This is a genomic window from Streptomyces sp. A012304 (assembly GCF_026008495.1).
GTDB lineage: Bacteria > Actinomycetota > Actinomycetes > Streptomycetales > Streptomycetaceae > Streptomyces.
Map to the genome: position 1 here is coordinate 77,603 of NZ_BQUN01000182.1, position 15,647 is coordinate 93,249.

General features: G+C 73.5%; 10 protein-coding genes. 3 read left to right on the forward strand and 7 right to left on the reverse strand.

The features are described 5' to 3' along the window. Positions 1 to 114 precede the first annotated feature (114 nt). The 3 genes from ALMP_RS36305 (at position 115) to ALMP_RS36315 (ending at position 5,523) form a co-directional block, all read left to right on the forward strand. Positions 115 to 2,193 (forward strand): DUF4139 domain-containing protein, encoded by a 2,079-nt coding sequence (locus ALMP_RS36305; RefSeq protein ID WP_264936110.1) that lies wholly within the window; start codon positions 115 to 117, stop codon positions 2,191 to 2,193. A 6-nt stretch (positions 2,194 to 2,199) separates the two neighbouring features. Continuing rightward, positions 2,200 to 3,765: a mucoidy inhibitor MuiA family protein gene (locus tag ALMP_RS36310; RefSeq protein ID WP_264936112.1), complete on the forward strand. Its 1,566-nt coding sequence runs from the start codon at positions 2,200 to 2,202 to the stop codon at positions 3,763 to 3,765. A gap of 306 nt (positions 3,766 to 4,071) precedes the next feature. After that, positions 4,072 to 5,523, forward strand: a complete 1,452-nt coding sequence (locus ALMP_RS36315) for a WGR domain-containing protein (RefSeq protein ID WP_264936114.1) — start codon at positions 4,072 to 4,074, stop codon at positions 5,521 to 5,523. Positions 5,524 to 5,614: 91 nt separating this feature from the next. Here ALMP_RS36315 and ALMP_RS36320 read toward each other — a convergent pair whose 3' ends face one another. The 7 genes from ALMP_RS36320 to ALMP_RS36350 all read right to left on the reverse strand — a co-directional run bounded on the left by ALMP_RS36320 (position 5,615) and on the right by ALMP_RS36350 (position 15,441). Beyond that, on the reverse strand, positions 5,615 to 6,778 hold the full coding sequence (locus ALMP_RS36320; protein ID WP_264936116.1) for a substrate-binding domain-containing protein: 1,164 nt from the start codon (positions 6,776 to 6,778) through the stop codon (positions 5,615 to 5,617). Between the two features lie 59 nt (positions 6,779 to 6,837). After that, complete coding sequence (locus ALMP_RS36325; protein WP_264936118.1) at positions 6,838 to 7,983, reverse strand: ABC transporter permease; 1,146 nt, start codon at positions 7,981 to 7,983, stop codon at positions 6,838 to 6,840. Beyond that, positions 7,980 to 9,506, reverse strand: coding sequence for a sugar ABC transporter ATP-binding protein (locus ALMP_RS36330; protein ID WP_375803587.1), 1,527 nt, complete (start codon positions 9,504 to 9,506; stop codon positions 7,980 to 7,982). The genes ALMP_RS36325 and ALMP_RS36330 overlap by 4 nt, the downstream gene beginning before the upstream one ends. A gap of 121 nt (positions 9,507 to 9,627) precedes the next feature. After that, complete coding sequence (locus ALMP_RS36335; RefSeq protein WP_264936122.1) at positions 9,628 to 12,471, reverse strand: SpoIIE family protein phosphatase; 2,844 nt, start codon at positions 12,469 to 12,471, stop codon at positions 9,628 to 9,630. A 164-nt stretch (positions 12,472 to 12,635) separates the two neighbouring features. Further along, a complete protein-coding gene (locus ALMP_RS36340) occupies positions 12,636 to 13,532 on the reverse strand; it encodes an arginase family protein (RefSeq protein WP_264936125.1) in 897 nt (298 codons plus the stop codon). A gap of 480 nt (positions 13,533 to 14,012) precedes the next feature. Then, complete coding sequence (locus ALMP_RS36345; RefSeq protein WP_264936127.1) at positions 14,013 to 14,318, reverse strand: hypothetical protein; 306 nt, start codon at positions 14,316 to 14,318, stop codon at positions 14,013 to 14,015. Positions 14,319 to 14,379: 61 nt separating this feature from the next. Then, positions 14,380 to 15,441, reverse strand: a complete 1,062-nt coding sequence (locus tag ALMP_RS36350; RefSeq protein ID WP_264936129.1) for a helix-turn-helix domain-containing protein — start codon at positions 15,439 to 15,441, stop codon at positions 14,380 to 14,382. Positions 15,442 to 15,647: the final 206 nt, after the last annotated feature.

Sequence of the window (15,647 nt, forward strand, 5' to 3'; positions counted from 1 at the left end):
CATTGCTCCGGGTTCAAACCGAACGGGCACATACCGCTTGAGCACCCGACGGGGCCGCGGCGCCCGTACCGTCGTAGGCTTCAGCCTGCAAGGACACGGCGGGGGGCGGAGCACATGAGTCCTGAGAGCACACAGAGCTGGGAGTCGACCCTCGACGCGGTCGTGGTGTACGCGCAGGGTGCGCTCTGCCGCCGTCTGGCCCGGGGCAGCGTGCCGCCGGACGGCCGGGTGCGGGTGGCGGGACTGCCCCGCTCGCTGGACCCGGGCTCACTGCGGGCACGCGTCGTGGGCACGTCCGGGCTCCGCGTCACCGAGGCCCGGGTCGAGGTCGACGCCCAGCCCTTCGACACCGGCACCCCCGACGCGTTGCTGCGCGAGGCCGAGCGGCTGCGTGAGGTGTGCGAGGCGGCGCGGGGACGCCGGGACCGTCAGCTGAACCTGATCGCGGAGATCACCGCGCTGCACCCCGTTCCGCCCACCCGCAGGCGCGACGACCCGCACCGCCGCACCCCGGCCGACGCCTGGCTGGGGCTCGCCGACTTCGTCGACGCACGGCTGACACACCTGCACGAGCGCCTCGCCGAGTCGGAGGAGGCGCTGCGGCGTGCCGAGCACGACCTCGCCGTCGCCGAGGACCGGATCGCCCGCGCCTCCACCGACGCGCCGTCGGCCCACCTTCGCACCACGGTCTGCGCGGTCGTGACCTTCGACGGCGCCGGAGACGCGGACGTGGAACTCGAGTACGGAGTGCCGGGCGCCGTCTGGGTTCCGGCCTACCGTCTCACCCACCGTCAGGGCGACGACAGCGGCCGTCTGGTGCTGCGCGCCTCGGTCGCCCAGCGCACCGGCGAGGACTGGACCGGGGTACGCCTCGCCCTGGCCACCGCTGATCTGCGGCGCCGCACCGACCTGCCGAGGCTCCGCTCGGTCCGGATCGGACGCCGTCAGCCCGATCCCGCACCTTCTGGCTGGCGCGAGCCGCCGGCGGGGCTGGCCGACCTGTTCACCGGCTACGACGCCGCGGGCCCCCGCCCCGCCACCGCGCCTGCCGTGCCCGTGGCCTCGGCGGGCGGCTCGGCGCCCGCTCCCGTTCCGCCACCGCCGCCGGCACCGCAGGTGTACGGCGCGCCGCCCACCGCGCTCCCGATGCCCGGCGGCGCCTTCCCGGGGGCCGTCGGCGCCGCGGCACCCGAACTCGCCCGGCGGGCCCCCTCGGCACCGGGCGGCCCGCCACGGGCCGGCGGCGCGCCCTTCGCGGCTCCCGCCGCCATGGCACCGGCGGCTCCCGGGGCCGCGCCGCCACCGTCCGCCGCACCGGCGAGGGCGCGCGAGGCGCGGGTCGAGGTCGCGCCCGGGCCGCCGCAGCCGAGCGGTGACCAACTCGACTACGCCGCCCTCGTCCTGTCAGGACCCGACGAGCAGCGCGGCCGCAGGGGCCGGCTGTTCCCCCACTCCGCCCACGACCCGGTGGCGTCCGAGTACCGTCGGCGCGCCGAAGCGGTGGCCAAGCTGCCCCTGCCCGGACACGCCGTACGGCCCCGCGAGTCGGCGGGTTCCTTCGACCACCGCTTCGACGCCACCGCCCGCGCCGACATCCCGTCGGACGGCACCTGGCACACCGTCACCGTGGGCGAGATCCCGGTCGGTCTGCGCACCGAGTACCTGTGCGTGCCGTCCGTGGAGCAGACCGTGTACGCGACACTGGTTCTCTCCAACGCCACCGGCCAGGCACTGCTGGCCGGCCCGGTGGAGGTCACCGTCGACGACGACTTCCTGCTGACGGCCGCGCTCCCCACGCTCGCCCCCGGCGGGGTGAGCCGGGTGGGACTCGGCCAGGCCGAGAGCATCCGGGTCACCCGCCGCACGAACCTGCACGAGTCGACCGCGGGTCTGCGCAACAACGTCACCGTGCTCGACCACCGCGTCCATGTGGAGCTGGCCAACCGGCTCGCGCGGCCCGTCACCGTCGAGGTCCGCGAGCGGGTACCGGTCACCTCCGAACCGGACGTCCGGATCGAGGAACGAGCCGACTGGACGGCACCCGAGGCCGGCGCAGGGCCCGATCACCATGCCCCGGGCACCCGCGTCTGGCGGGTGGACCTGCCCGCCGGCGGCACCGCCACCCTTGACGGCGGCTACGAGATCCGCATCCCGGCCGACAAGACCCTGGCCGGCGGCAACCGCAGGAGCTGACACACCATGTCCACGGCCTCCCAGCCGATCGCCCTCCCCGTCACCGCCGTCACCTGCCTGGAGGACCGTGCGCACATCGAGCGCACCGCCGTGCTCGACCTGCGGGCCGGCGTCCAGCGGCTGCGTCTCGGACCGGTCAGCGCGCTGGCCGTCGACCGCACCCTCCATGCTGAGCTGACCGCCGAGCATCCCGCGACCGTGCTCGACGCGCGGATCGTCCGCAGCTGGACGCCTCGTGGACCGCAGCCCCTCACGGACGACGACTCCCCCCTGCGCCACCGTGTGCACGCCCTCGAGGAGGAGCAAGTCGCCCTCGAACAGCGACGCGATCGGCTGCGTGCCCGCCTCGACCTGCTCGGCCGCCTCGCCGCCGACCTGCTGCGGGAGATCGGCGAAGGCGCCGGCTCCGGGGAGAACGAAGCGCCCCGCTGGGCCCGCGAACTCGACCGCGTGGACGACGAACGGGACACCCACGGCGAGGAACTGCGCACCGTGCAAGCCCGTCTGACCGCCCTCACCGCGGAACTCGGGGCGGCCCGGCGGGCCATGGACCACTTCGAGCGGGAACCCGCCGAGTTGGTCGGCCATGTCGAGCTGACCGTGCAGGCCACGGCCGACGGGCCGGTCGCGCTGCGCCTGAGCCACCTCACCCCGTGCGCGCTGTGGCGGCCCGCCTACCGGGCCGTGCTCGACGGCGACCGCCTGACGCTGGAGACCGACGCCATGGTCTGGCAGCGCACCGGCGAGGACTGGTCGGACGTACGGCTGACGTTGTCGACGGCCCGGTCGGCGCTGGCCACCGAGCCGCCGCGCCTGACCGAGGACCGGTTGACGCTCGTGGACCGCCCCGCCGCGGAGCGCCGCACGGTGGACGTCCAGTGGCGCGAGGAGGAGATCGGGGACCTCGGCCCGGCCCCGGTGGTCGGCCTGCCGGGCGTGGACGACGGCGGTGAGGCGCGGGTGCTGACCTCGCCCGCACCGGTCTCCGTGCCCGGCGACGGCCGCGCCCACCGGGTGCCGCTCTCCGCGTTCACCACCGCTGCCGGCAGCGAGTACGCGTGCTCGCCCGAGCTGTCCCCGCTCGTCACCCAGGTGGTGCGGGGTGACAACCTGTCCGGTCACGCGCTGCTCGCCGGGCCCGTGGACCTGGTCCGCGGCAGCGGCTTCAGCGGCCGCGGCACGCTGGACTTCACCGCCCCCGGCGCGCCCCTCCAGCTCGCCTTCGGCAGCCGCGACGACTACCGGGTGGTCAGGCAGGCCGACGAGACCCGCGACACCGTCGGCATGACCCAGCGGACCGTCGTCACCCGCACGGTCAGACTGCACCTGTCCCGGTTCTCCGCGCCCGGTGAGCAGGACGCACGCGTGGTCGTCCTGCGGGAGCGGATCCCGGTCTCGGAGGTCGCGGCGGTGGAGGTGCGTCTGCGCAAGGAAGCCTGTTCCCCGCCGCCCGACGCGGTCGACGCGGACGGCGTCGCCCGCTGGGACGTCATGCTCCCGCCCGGCGGCCGTCGTACGGTCACCCTGGTGTACGAGCTGTCGGCGAGCGCCAAGGTCTCAGGGCTCCTGTGAGGCAGGCTCCGGCGGGGACCGGGGCGAGACCCCCGGGAACGGACCCGTGCGGACCGGCATTGGGGTCGCTTCTCGCGGCCCCGCACCCCGGAGGGCATCGCCGAGAGACCGGCGCCTTCCTCGCCGGCCCGGTGGGTCGACGGCCAGGTGCTTTTCACCGACGGCGGCATCGCCTGACCGGCCGACCGCCCGCCGTACCGCGCCCAGGCGGTCGGCCCGCCCGATTGTCAGTGGCTCCCCCTACGGTGTGATCAGTGGGACCTGCCCGAAGACAGCAGGTCCGTACGTCCTTGGGAGGGGTCTGCCATGTCTGCCGGGTCCGCGGTGTCGACGACGTATCTGGAGCTGTCGCAGGAAGGCGGCGGGGCGCACAAGTTCTACGAAGTGGCGGTCGACGGCACGGTGGTGACGGTGCGGTACGGACGGATCGGAGCCGCCGGCCAGACCACGACGACGACCTTCGCGACACCGCAGAAGGCGCAGGCCGCCGCCGCCAGGAAGGTGGGCGAGAAGGTCCGCAAGGGCTACGCGCCGGCCGTCCCCGGGCAGCGAGCCCCGCGCCCGGTGACCCGGCGTCAGGTGACCTCCGCCCCGTCCACCGCGCGCGCCGTGGCACCGGTGCTGTGGCGGTTCCGCACGGGCTCGTCGGCGTTCGGCATCCACGTCGACGACGAGCGCTGCTGGGTGGGCAACCAGCAGGGCGACGTCTACACCCTGGACCACGACGGCGGCGTCCTCGCCCGTTTCAGCCTGCCGGACGGTGTGAAGTGCCTGGTGGCCGACGACTTCTGGATCTACGCCGGCTGCGACGACGGCAAGGTCTACGACCTGTCCTCCAAGCTGCCGTTCGCCGCGTACGACATCTCCGCGGACGTCGACATTTTCTGGCTGGACATCCACGAGGGCATCCTGAACGTCTCCGACCGCGACGGCAGGCTCACCGTCATCGACCACGAGGACGAGCACCAGTGGGCGCGCCGCAGCCAGGGCGAGCACGCCTGGATGGTGCGCGCCGACGACCGGGCCGTCTACCACGGCCACCACCGAGGCGTCACCGCGTACGTCCCCGACGGCGGCGGCGAACTGTGGCACACCCCCACCCGGGGCGGCGTCCTGTTCGGCTGGCAGGAGGACCACGCCGTGTACGCGGGCACCGCGCACCGCGTGGTCCAGCGGCTGGCGAAGGCGAACGGCGCGATCGAGGCCACCTACGTCTGCGACAGCGCGGTGTACTCGTGCGCCACGTCACCCGGAGGGCGGTTCGTCTTCGCCGGTGACGCCGCGTCGTCCGTCTACTGCTTCGACCGGGACGGTACGCGGCTGTGGAAGCTCGGTACGGGCGGCGGCTCGGCGTTGTCGATGCAGTACCACGACGAGCGGCTGTACTTGGTGACCACGGACGGCTCGCTGGTGTGCGTGGACGCGAGCGAGGCGGCCGTCTCCGCCGCTCAGCAGGGCACGGTACCGGTCGCGCGGGACATCAAGCTCGCCGCGGCCCTGCCGGCCCACGCGCCGGCGACGGCCGTGGACGCGGTGGCCACCGTGACCCGGGCCCCCGCCGGGACGATCGTCGTCGAGTGTGTCCAGGAGAGCGGCCGGTTGCGGGTGCGGGTCGTGTCCGAGGGCTACGACTCGTCCTGGAAGGTGCAGTTTCCCCGCGCGATACGGGAGCCCGGGGCGCGCTACGTGGTGGACGACCTGCACCCGGCGGCCGGCGGCTTCTACCGGGTGCGCGGAGACATCCGGCGCCTGCTGTGACGGGGACCGGCCCGGCAAGCCCCCGCCTCGGTCGCGTCACAGAGAGAGGCGAGGAGGCGACGTCTCACGGGCGTCCTGTTCTGCCTGGTGCCTACTTCCCCCAGATCTTCCGGTACGCCTCCCGGTATCCCGACGGGTTCCAGGTGGTGGCGCCGTCGGTGTTGTCGGTCGTGCTGATGTGCACGGGGGCCACATATCCGCTGGCGGGACGGCCGGAGAAGGCGCGGTTGAACTCGTCGACGATCTGCCAGCCCTGGAGGGAGAGCGGCTCGGGGACGGTGGCCGCCTGGTACTGCTCGTTGTCGATGCGCTGGAAGGCGGAGGGATCACCGTCTCCGGCGCCGATGTTGAAGGGCGGGCCGGCCCCCTTCTCGCCGGCGGCGCGGAAGGCCGGGGCGGCGTCGGCGAAGTACAGGTCGTTGATGGCGACGGAGTGGGTCCACCTGTCCCGGTAGCGGGAGAGCAGCGCGGAGACCTCCCGGGGCGTGCGACTGCTCGCGTCCGGGATCGGGATGTTCTCGTACGCCAGCAGCCGCACCCCCGAGCAGGTGGCGAGCTCTTCTCTGATGAGCTCGGACTTGTTCCTGGCGAAGGGGATGGAGGCGTCGGTGAGGATCACGACCCCTGCGTTGCCGTCCGAGTCGGAGATGACCCATTGCGCGCTGATCCTCGCAACGTCGTCGACTTCGGTGGTGACGTTGGTGAAGAGCTCGGGGTGCCGGCTCGGGCCGGGGGAGGCGACCGCGTGCCAGCCGATGAGCGGGATGCCGGACGCGTTGGCCCGCGCCACCTGCTGGGAGGTCGAGGCGGGGTCGAAACCGCCGATGACGATGCCGGACGGCCGCAGGGCCAGGGCCTCGCTCATCGCCGCCTGGATGCCGGCGGGAGTACCGCCTCCGTCGATGACCCGGACGTTCCAGCCGATGACCCGCGCGGCCTCCCGCACGGCGCCGGCGACGCTCGCGACTCCCGGGTTGGTCATGGTCTGCGCGACATAGACGATGCTTCTGCCGGACACCGCGGCGGGACCGCTGGTCGGTCCGTTCCAGGGCGTGTCGGACCGCTCCGCCCGGCTGACGGCGGCCTGGGCCCTGGCCTGGACCTCGGGGCAGCCGCTCGGCCGGGAGGGGGAGTCCGCCGGGCCGCCCGACGAGCCGCGTTCACAGCCGACCAGGACGGTCGCCGTGACCAGCAGCGCGGTGGCGGCGCACCGGGCCGGGAGGGCGCCGGGGGTGGTCTTGCGGTTGCCGTGCACGGGAAGCTCCTCACGGAGGATGCGTGGGCGGGAGGCCGGGGGCGATGCCCACGGGTGGGTCATGAGGTGCCGTCCGCCGTGCCGCCGTCCTGTGTCGGGGAGGACGGCTGCTTCGACGGCATGGCGGGTGCGTCGCGGGCGGTGGTCGCTCCGGTGCGCAGGCGGCGGCGCGCGGCGTAGCCGGCCAGGCCGACGGCGAGCAGCAGGGTGCCGCCGTGGAACAACGGGACCGTCCAGAACTCCGCGCCCATCTGGCTGATGCCGGTCAGGCCGACGGCGAGGACGGTGACGGCGACCAGGGTGCCGATGGCGTTGGGGCGGCCCGGTCTGATCGCGGTGGAGCCGAGGAGGGCGCCGACGAAGGCGGGCAGCAGGTAGTCGAGGCCGACGCTCGGATTGCCGATCTGCTGCTGGGCCGCGAGCAGCACTCCGGCGAACCCGACGATCAGCCCTGACGCGGTGAAGGCGTACACGGTGTGCTTGCGGACCGGGATGCCGAGGAGGTCGGCGGCGCGCGGGTTGGAGCCGACGACGTACAGGGACCGGCCGAGCGGCAGCCGCTCCAGCACCAGCCAGAGGACGGCGGTGAGCGCGAGCAGGTAGAAGGCGGGCACCGGCAGGCCGAGGAACGTGGAGTTGTAGAGATCGGTGAACGCGGCCGGCAGGCCTTGCGGACCGGGGACGATCCGACCGCCGTCGGTGATCCAGCCGGTCACGGCGTACAGCATGCTGCCGGTGCCGAGCGTGGCGATGAAGGAGTCGATCCGGCCGAACTCGACGACGACCCCGTTGAGGGCACCGACGACACCGCCGCCGACGATCACCGCGAGGCAGGCGAGCGGCCAGGGCCATCCGTCGTTGACGACGAGCTGCATCACCATGACGTGCGCCAGGCCCAGGCCGTAGCCGATGGACAGGTCGAACGCGCCGGTCACGATCGGAACCATGGCCGCGAGGGCGAGGATGGCCGGGATCGACTGGGTGGACAGGATCGAGTCGACGGTGTCCAGGGTGGGGAAGGTGCGGGGCAGCGTGAGGGAGAAGACCAGGACGAGGAGGGCGGTGAGCGCGAGCAGGCCGTAGGCGCCGATGAGGTGTCCCCCCTGGTCGCGCAGGTGGGCCGAAGGGCGCGGCATCTGTCGGCCGGGCCGGCTGGGCGGCCCCGGTCGTCGGGGTCGCGGCCGGGGCGAGGGCGAGGCGGTCACCGGCTCGTCGCTGTTCCGGACAGGGGCAGGTCCGAGGCCGCCCGGGTGAGCCCGGCGACGGTGAGGGAGGGACCGCTCAGCTCCGCCGTCACGGACCCGCGGACGAAGACCAGGGCGCGCCGGCACACGGTCGTGACCTCCTCGAAGTCGGTGGAGACGAGCAGGACGGCAAGGCCGGCGGCCAGCGCCTCGTCGAGCAGGCGGTGGATCGCGGCCTTGGCGCCGACGTCCACGCTCGCCGTCGGCTCCTCCAGGATCAGCAGCCGCGGGCCCGCCCGCAGCCACCGTCCGATCATGACCTTCTGCTGGTTTCCTCCGGACAGGGTGCCGACGGGGCGCTCGCTGTCGCGGGGACGCACCGAGAACCGTTCGATCAGGGCGGCGGCCTCCTGGCGTTCACGGCGGGGACTGATCGGGCGCAGCGCCGACCGGCCTTCCGCACGGGGATTGGCCAGCAGGTTCTCCCGTACGGTCAGCTCGGTGAAGCAGCCCTCCAGCTGTCTGTCACCGGGCACGAAGCCGACGCCGGCCGCGACGGCGTCGGCGACCGAGCGGGGACGGTACGGCCGGCCGCCGAGACGGGCCCGTCCCTCGAGGAGCGGCCGGACACCCGCGACGGCTCGGCCCAGGTCCGTCTGTCCGGCGCCCGTGAGACCGACCAGGCCCACGGCTTCCCCCGCCCTGAGCTCCAGATCGACCGGCCCCGCTCCGGCGGTCCGTACGCCGTCGAGGGTCAGGACGGCCGGTCCGTGGGCCGACGCCGTGGCGGGGCGGTGGTCGCTCGGCTCCTCGCCGATGATGTCCTGCGTCAGCCGGGCGGGGCTGTGGTGCGCCGGCGAGCCGTGGCGGACGAGCCGGCCGTCGCGCAGGACGGCGAAGGTGTCGGCGACCTCGTACACGTCGTCCAGGCGGTGGCTGACGTAGAGGACGGCGTGCCCCCGGTCGCGCAGGGTGTGCAGGACGTGGAAGAGCCGGGCGCAGTCGGCGGCGGGGAGGCGGGCGGTCGGCTCGTCGAGGACGATGAGCTTCGCCCGCGCCGCCAGGGCCCGTGCGATGGCGACCAGGGAACGATCGGCCGGGGCCAGCCGGGCGACCGGCGCGTCCGGGTCGAGATGTCCGGCGACGGTTCCCAGGGCCTCGGTGCAGCGCTCCCGGGTCAGCCGCCAGGAGATGAGTCCGGCGCGGCGCGCGTACCCGGTGGTCAGGGCGATGTTCTCGGCGACCGTCATCCACTCGACCAGAGCGAGGTCCTGGTGGATGAAGGACATGCTGCGGGTGGCGGCATGACTCCCGAGCGGGTGGCCGTCCACCGTGACCCGCCCCGCGTCGGCGTGATGGACGCCGGCGAGCACCTTGATGAGCGTGGACTTCCCGGCTCCGTTGGGGCCGAGGAGGGCGAGGACACTGCCGGTGCGGACGTCGAGGTCGACGCCGGCCAGTGCGACGGTCGCGCCGAACCGCTTGGCGAGCCCCCGGACGCGAACCAGAGGTTCCACGGACGCCTCCGGTGATCGACGTGGCATTCTTCCCGACTGTCAGAAGCGATATTAGTGGAACGTGTACCTGTATTTCGGATATTTCGGCCTCTCGTGGTCTCGACGCGTCAGTGTCCGCCGGCAGGCTCGACCGGGCCGTTCGCGGCGGTCACAGGCCGCATTCCGCCCAGATGACCTTGCCTTCCGGGGTGTAGCGCGTCCCCCAGCTCTGAGACAGCTGCGCGACGAGGAACAGACCACGGCCGCCCTCGTCGGTGACGGCCGCCCGGCGCAGATGGGGAGCGGTGTCGCTGGTGTCGGAGACCTCGCAGATCAGGCTGCGGTCGTAGAGCAGCCGCACCTGGACGGGGCCGGCGCCATGGCGGATGGCGTTGGTGACCAGCTCGCTGAGCATGAGTTCCGCGGAGAACGCGGCCTCGTCGAGTCCCCAGTCGGCCAGCTGCCGGGTGGCTGAGGCGCGGACCTCGCTGACGAGGGCCGGGTCGGCGGGCAGGTGCCAGGTGGCGATCCGCCGTGGATCGAGGGCGTGGGTACGGGCGACGAGCAGCGCGATGTCGTCGTAGGGGCGGGCGGGCGCCACGGTGTCCAGGACCACCTGACAGGTCTCCTCGGGCGTGCGGCCCGGGTGGGCCAAGGCCGTGCGCAACTGCTCCAGGACCAGGTCCACGTCTCGGTTCCGGTCCTCGATCAGCCCGTCGGTGTAGAGGACCAGGAGGCTGTCCTCGGGGAGGTGGATCTCGACGGCTTCGAAGGGCAGTCCGCCGAGTCCCAGGGGAGGCCCGGCGGGCAGCTCCGGGAAGGACACCGTGCCGTCGGGACGGGCCAGCGCGGGCGGGGGGTGGCCGGCGCGGGCCATGGCGCACAGCTGGGAGGTCGGGTCGTAGACGGCGTACAGACAGGTCGCGCCGATGAGGCCGCTGCCGTCCGAGGCGGGGTCCTCCCGGTCCAGGCGTCCCACGAGGTTGTCGAGGTGGGTCAGGACCTCGTCCGGCGGGAAGTCGAGTTCGGCGAAGCTGCGCGCGGCGGTGCGCAGCCGGCCCATGGTGGCGGCGGCGAGCATGCCGTGGCCGACGACGTCGCCGACGAACAGGCCGATGCGGGCCCCGGACAGGGGGATGACGTCGTACCAGTCCCCGCCGACGTCGGATTCGGCCGGCAGGTAGCGATGGGCGATGTCGACGGCGTCCTGCTCGGGCCGGCCGTGCGGCAGCAGGCTGCGCTGGAGGGCCAGGACCATGGCCCGTTCACGTGTGTAGCGCCGGGCGTTGTCGAGGGACAGGGCGGCGCGGTGGGCGAGTTCCTGTGCCAGCGAGCGGTCGTCGTCCTCGAAGGGGGCGGGGTCCTGCGCGCGGTAGAAGCCGACGACGCCCAGGATCACGCCGCGGGCGACCAGGGGAACCGTGATCAGGGAGTGCACGTGGCGCAGCAGCTGTTCGGGGTGCTCGGGGTCCCGCGCGAGCCACGCCGCGGCGGCCCTCAGGTCGGGTTCCAGCACCGCCTGACCGCTGATCAGGGACCGCGACTGGGGCGTCGTCGGCCCGTAGGCGACCTGTTTGCCGACCGGACTGAAGGGACAGTCGTCGCGGATGCCGTGGACGACCGTGCGGCGCAGGTCGCTGCGCGGGTCGACGGGTTCCTCGCCGCGCAGTACCGCCTCGGGCAGGTCGATGGTGACGAAGTCGGCCAGTGACGGCACCGCGGTCTCGGCGAGTTCCTCGGCGGTACGCCGTACGTCCAGGGTGGTGCCTATACGGCTGCCCGCCTCGGACAGCAGTTCCAGGCGGCGCCGCGCGGCGAGGGCCAACGCCCCCACCTGGGGTTCGCCCACCAGTACGAGCCCGCTCGCGAGCGGGGAGTCGTGACGATCCGCGGTCGGACCGGCCGGGCCGTCGACGCCGGCGGCCGCGACGCCCGAGCCTCCCGAGGTGACGCGGCCGGGCGCCGTCTCCTGGAACTCGGGGAAGGAACGCCCGGGTGCCGCGACGGCGAGGGGCCCGGCCGGGGCGACAGGAAGGACGGCCCGCTCGGCGGGAAAGCCCGGCGGCTCGTCGGCCGGGTGCCGGAGCGCGAGCCGCGCGAAGGGCGGGGTGCCGGGGAACACGGCCTCGACGGCGAAGCCCTCCACGCCGGAGGCGCTGGTCATCGGACGGCTCACGAGCGTGATCCGCCGGCCGTCGGGCAGCGGCACGTCGACGGCGGCCCGCTGCGCCCGGGCGATCAGCTCCGTGGCCTTCTCCATGAGGATCGCCCGGTCGTGGGGGCGCAGCCCGAGGGCCGGCTCGGCGACGTCGACGCCGTGCTGGGCGCGGGCGTCCAGGTAGGCCCGCAACAGAGCGCGCTCACGGCTGGAGCTCTGCGCCAGCAGGCGCCGCTCGATGGCCGCGGCCGCCCTGCGGATCACGGTGTCCAGCGACGGGTGCTCGGCGCTGCGCGGATAGCCGAAGCACAGGACACCCTCGATGCCTCCGCCGAGCGGGTCACGCAGGGGAAGCGCGCGGCAGGCGCTGCCCTGGGAGCGCTCGGCGAAGTGCTCGGCACCGTAGACCCGGATGAGTTTCCGCTCCGCCAGGGCGAGACCGATGCCGTTGGTGCCGGCGAACCGCTCGGCGAACATGAACCCCGGGACGGTCTGGATCGGCGGGAGTCTCCTGGCCAGCGACGCCTTGCCGAAACGGCGCAGCAGAACGGTCCCGCTCGCGTCGGCGACGGAGATGTTCATGTCGCTGCCGTCGAACCTGGCCTGCAACCGGTCCAGGACCGGGACGGCCGCGCGGACGATCCGGCCGTCCGGGTCGAAGTCCCCCCGGAAGGGAAGCTCGGACTGGTCCGGCGACAGCCCCAGGGACCGGGAGCGCTGCCAGGAACTCAGGATCGACGGCCGCACACCCGTCTCGACCGGCTCACCCTGCAAGAACCGCTCACGGAAGCGGGCGGGCCCCGTGCCGCCTGTCGCACGGCCCGCCTCCGTCGGTTCGCTGTCGGACCGCACCATGCCGCGCCTCACTCGCGCCCTGGATCATGCGCTTTTCGGAAGAATATGGCATTGACGAGAATACGGGCATTGGGGAACGGAGTCACGGTTCGGCAAACGCCTCACGGACGGTGACCGGGCGGGGTGGTCCGCACGGGACGGGGGTGCGGCCCTGCTCGGCTTGCTCAGCCTGTGCCGCCGGTCCGTGACGACAGGCCCCGGCGCAGGCACTCGGCGAGGCGGGCGGCGATCGTTCCCCCGGGGTCGAGGCGAGGATTGAAGATCGTGACATCGAGGCCGACGGCTCGTTCGTCCGCCAGTGCCGTCCGCAGCACACTCTCCAGTTCCCGCCATGTCAGCCCGCCGGGGAGACGGTAGTCGACGGCTGGCATGACGGCGTCGTCCAGGACGTCGACGTCGAGGTGGACCCAGAACCCGGCGCTGTCGCCGGCGGTGAGACGGTCGACCGCCCGGCGCGCCGCCGCGGCGGCGCCGGCCGTCCGCACACCGTCGAGGTCGATCGCGTACAGCCCCGGCGGCAGTGGCTGCATCCCGGCCTCGGCGGACTCGCCGGTGTCGCGGAAACCGAGGGCGACGACATCCTCGTCGCGCAGCAGGGGACCACGGCCTTCGAGGTCGGTGAGCAGCCGGGGTCCACGGCCCGTGGCCAGGGCGAGTTCCATCGAGGCCGCCTCGCCGGCCGGCTCCGCCGACGGCTGGTAGAAGTCGGTGTGGCCGTCGAGGAACAGCAGGCCGTGGCGTCCGCGGCGGCGCAGGGAGAGGAGAGCGCCGAGCAGGATGCTGCAGTCACCGCCGAGGACCACGGGAAAGCGGCCACGGTCCAGGACGCCGCCCACCGCGTCGGCCAGGGCGACGGAGTACCGCGCGATGCCGACCGGATTGAGGATCCCGGTGGCCTCGTCCCGCCGCGGGTCGTACGCCGGCGCTTCGACCCGGCCGGCCCGCGCCGCCCCCGGAAGGTCCGGCAGACCGGCTTCGAGAAGAGCCGCCGGGAGATCCTGGACGCCGGACGGCCGCAGCCCCAGCACGGACGGCGCCTCGATGATCGCCAGCTCCTGCACGTCCGAACCTTTCGCCGACGGACCGGCCCCCTGCGGCCGGCACGCCTCCCCTGAGCCGGCCTGTAGCGGTCAGGGTAGTCGGCGCCTGGTCGGGGCCGTGTTCGGCGGCGCCCGGCCCAGGCTGTGTTCGGCCGCGCCGGTCGCGGTCGGGCGCCGCGGTGCCCGGGCCACGCGGACGGGTTCGGCGACGACCCGCGAGGCTGCCGGGCCGGTCTGGGCCGTACGGATGGGTTTCGGCGTCGGAGGTGCGGCTGCTGTCGCGGAGACCGTCGACCGGGGGCACCGCGTGAGCGCGGTGGTGCGGCAGCCGGCCGAGTACCAGGACCTCTAAGGGGCAGGCGTCCACACCCCCCTCGCCGGGCTGACCCGGACGTCGGGACCGCCAGGACCGGCCCCGCCGCCGGACGAGCCGGCGCTCCCGGCGGCCGCCGGAGCGGCGGTTGCCGGGAGCGCCGGGAGAAGCGGACGGTCTACGGGTGGTCAGCCGTCGTAGACGGCCCAGCTGCTCACCGTGCCGTGGCCGGAGCAGTTGCCGCCGAAGACCCAGTAGCCGACGCCGACGAGGGGGCCGTAGATCCTGGTTCCGTCGGAACACACGGTGACCGACCCGGAGCGCCCGTAGTCGACCCGGCAGTTCGCCTTCCAGCTCGTGCCGTAGTTGACGAAGCTGTCGCAGTACGACACGTGATCCGGTGAGGCGGGGGCGGCCCCGGCGGCCGAGGCGCCCGCCAGGCTCCCCGCCGCGAGGAGGAGCGCACCGGCTGCCCCTACGAGATAGCGCTTCATTGGTTTCCCTCCGTTTTGGACTGCCTGCCCGACACCCCGGGGGGTGCTGGGCATGAACGCATCAAGCGATCCGTTCGGTGCCAAGTCTTGAGCGTGAGGAAGCGCGTGTCGTTGTCGGTCCATGCCCAGTACTTGACGATGCGTGCCCGCCACGGCCGTGGTGGACCAGGCACCGGTAATCCCTCGGCGGCATGCCGTAGGCGGCGCGGAACGTGCGGCTGAAGTGAGCGGCGTCGGTGAAGCCCCAGCGGGCGGCGATGACGTGGATGGGGCGGGAGCCCAGCTGGGGGTTGCCCAGGTCTCGGTGACAGCGCTCCAGGCGGAGTTGGCGTATGCGGCCGACGACTGTCATGCCCTGGCCCTGGAAGAGCCGGTGCAGGTAGCGGGTGGAGATCTGGTGGGCCGAGGCGATGGCGGTCGGGCAGAGGCCGGGGTCGCCCAGCCGGCTGTCGATGAAGTCGTGGATCCGTTGCAGCAGGACCCGCTGGTGCGCCTCGGGCGTCAACCGGGCCTCGGCGTCGAGGTGGTGGACGCACCAGGCGGTCAGGAGATCGACGGTGACGGTGGCCAGGCCCGCCCCGTCCGTCGCCCGGTACGCCGCGGCACCGGCGAGCAACTGCTGGAGATAGCCGGACAGCAGGACGCCCAGGCCCTGACCGCCCGGTAATCGCACGGCCGCGAGCTGATTGATCTTGTCGATCGGCAACGGCAGCAGCGCCCGGGGAACGCGCAGCCACAGCGCTTCGACCGCACCGTCCCGGGCGCGTGCCCAGCAGCGCCACGGGTGCCAGGTGTCCACGAGCACCATCTCACCCGGGCCGATCGTGGTGTCCAGGCTGCCCAGCACCACTCTCTGGCTGCCGCGCAGGTTCAGCAGCAACAGGCAGCGTTCGGTGTCGGACTGCCGGACCAGCCTCGATGTCCGGCAGACCTCCACCGACGGGTGGGTCAGCGCGGACAGCCGCACCGGGCCGAGGTCGAGCAGCCGTGCGCTCGCCCGGAAGTCGTCCGCCTCGTCACTGCGGACGACGGTGGGTACCAACTCCTCGACGAGCTTGTCGCGCCATCGGATGAACCGTTCCGCCGTCGGGTAACGGTCCGTGCGGAACTCCGTCACGTTCACTGGGCCCCCTGGGAACGTCGCGTGTCCACGGTGCCTCACCGGCGTCTCCGATGAGCACCACCGCCGAGTTCAGCGTGCCGAGGGCCCCGCGCCGGCACCTCGTGTGGCGGATCGAACGGCTCGAACAGTTCCTGCCTTGGCCGAGCGACACCGCGGAGCCGGTGCTTCCAGGCGCCACGGGGCACCGGCGATCCGGGCGCCGGCGC

Excerpts from the sequence above, each read along its gene's own strand:
- ALMP_RS36305 (WP_264936110.1), top strand. The coding sequence starts at position 115 with ATGAGTCCTGAGAGCACACAGAGCTGGGAGTCGACCCTCGACGCGGTC.
- ALMP_RS36310 (WP_264936112.1), top strand. The coding sequence starts at position 2,200 with ATGTCCACGGCCTCCCAGCCGATCGCCCTCCCCGTCACCGCCGTCACC.
- ALMP_RS36315 (WP_264936114.1), top strand. The coding sequence starts at position 4,072 with ATGTCTGCCGGGTCCGCGGTGTCGACGACGTATCTGGAGCTGTCGCAG.
- ALMP_RS36330 (WP_375803587.1), bottom strand. The coding sequence starts at position 9,506 with ATGCCACGTCGATCACCGGAGGCGTCCGTGGAACCTCTGGTTCGCGTC.
- ALMP_RS36335 (WP_264936122.1), bottom strand. The coding sequence starts at position 12,471 with ATGGTGCGGTCCGACAGCGAACCGACGGAGGCGGGCCGTGCGACAGGC.
- ALMP_RS36345 (WP_264936127.1), bottom strand. The coding sequence starts at position 14,318 with ATGAAGCGCTATCTCGTAGGGGCAGCCGGTGCGCTCCTCCTCGCGGCG.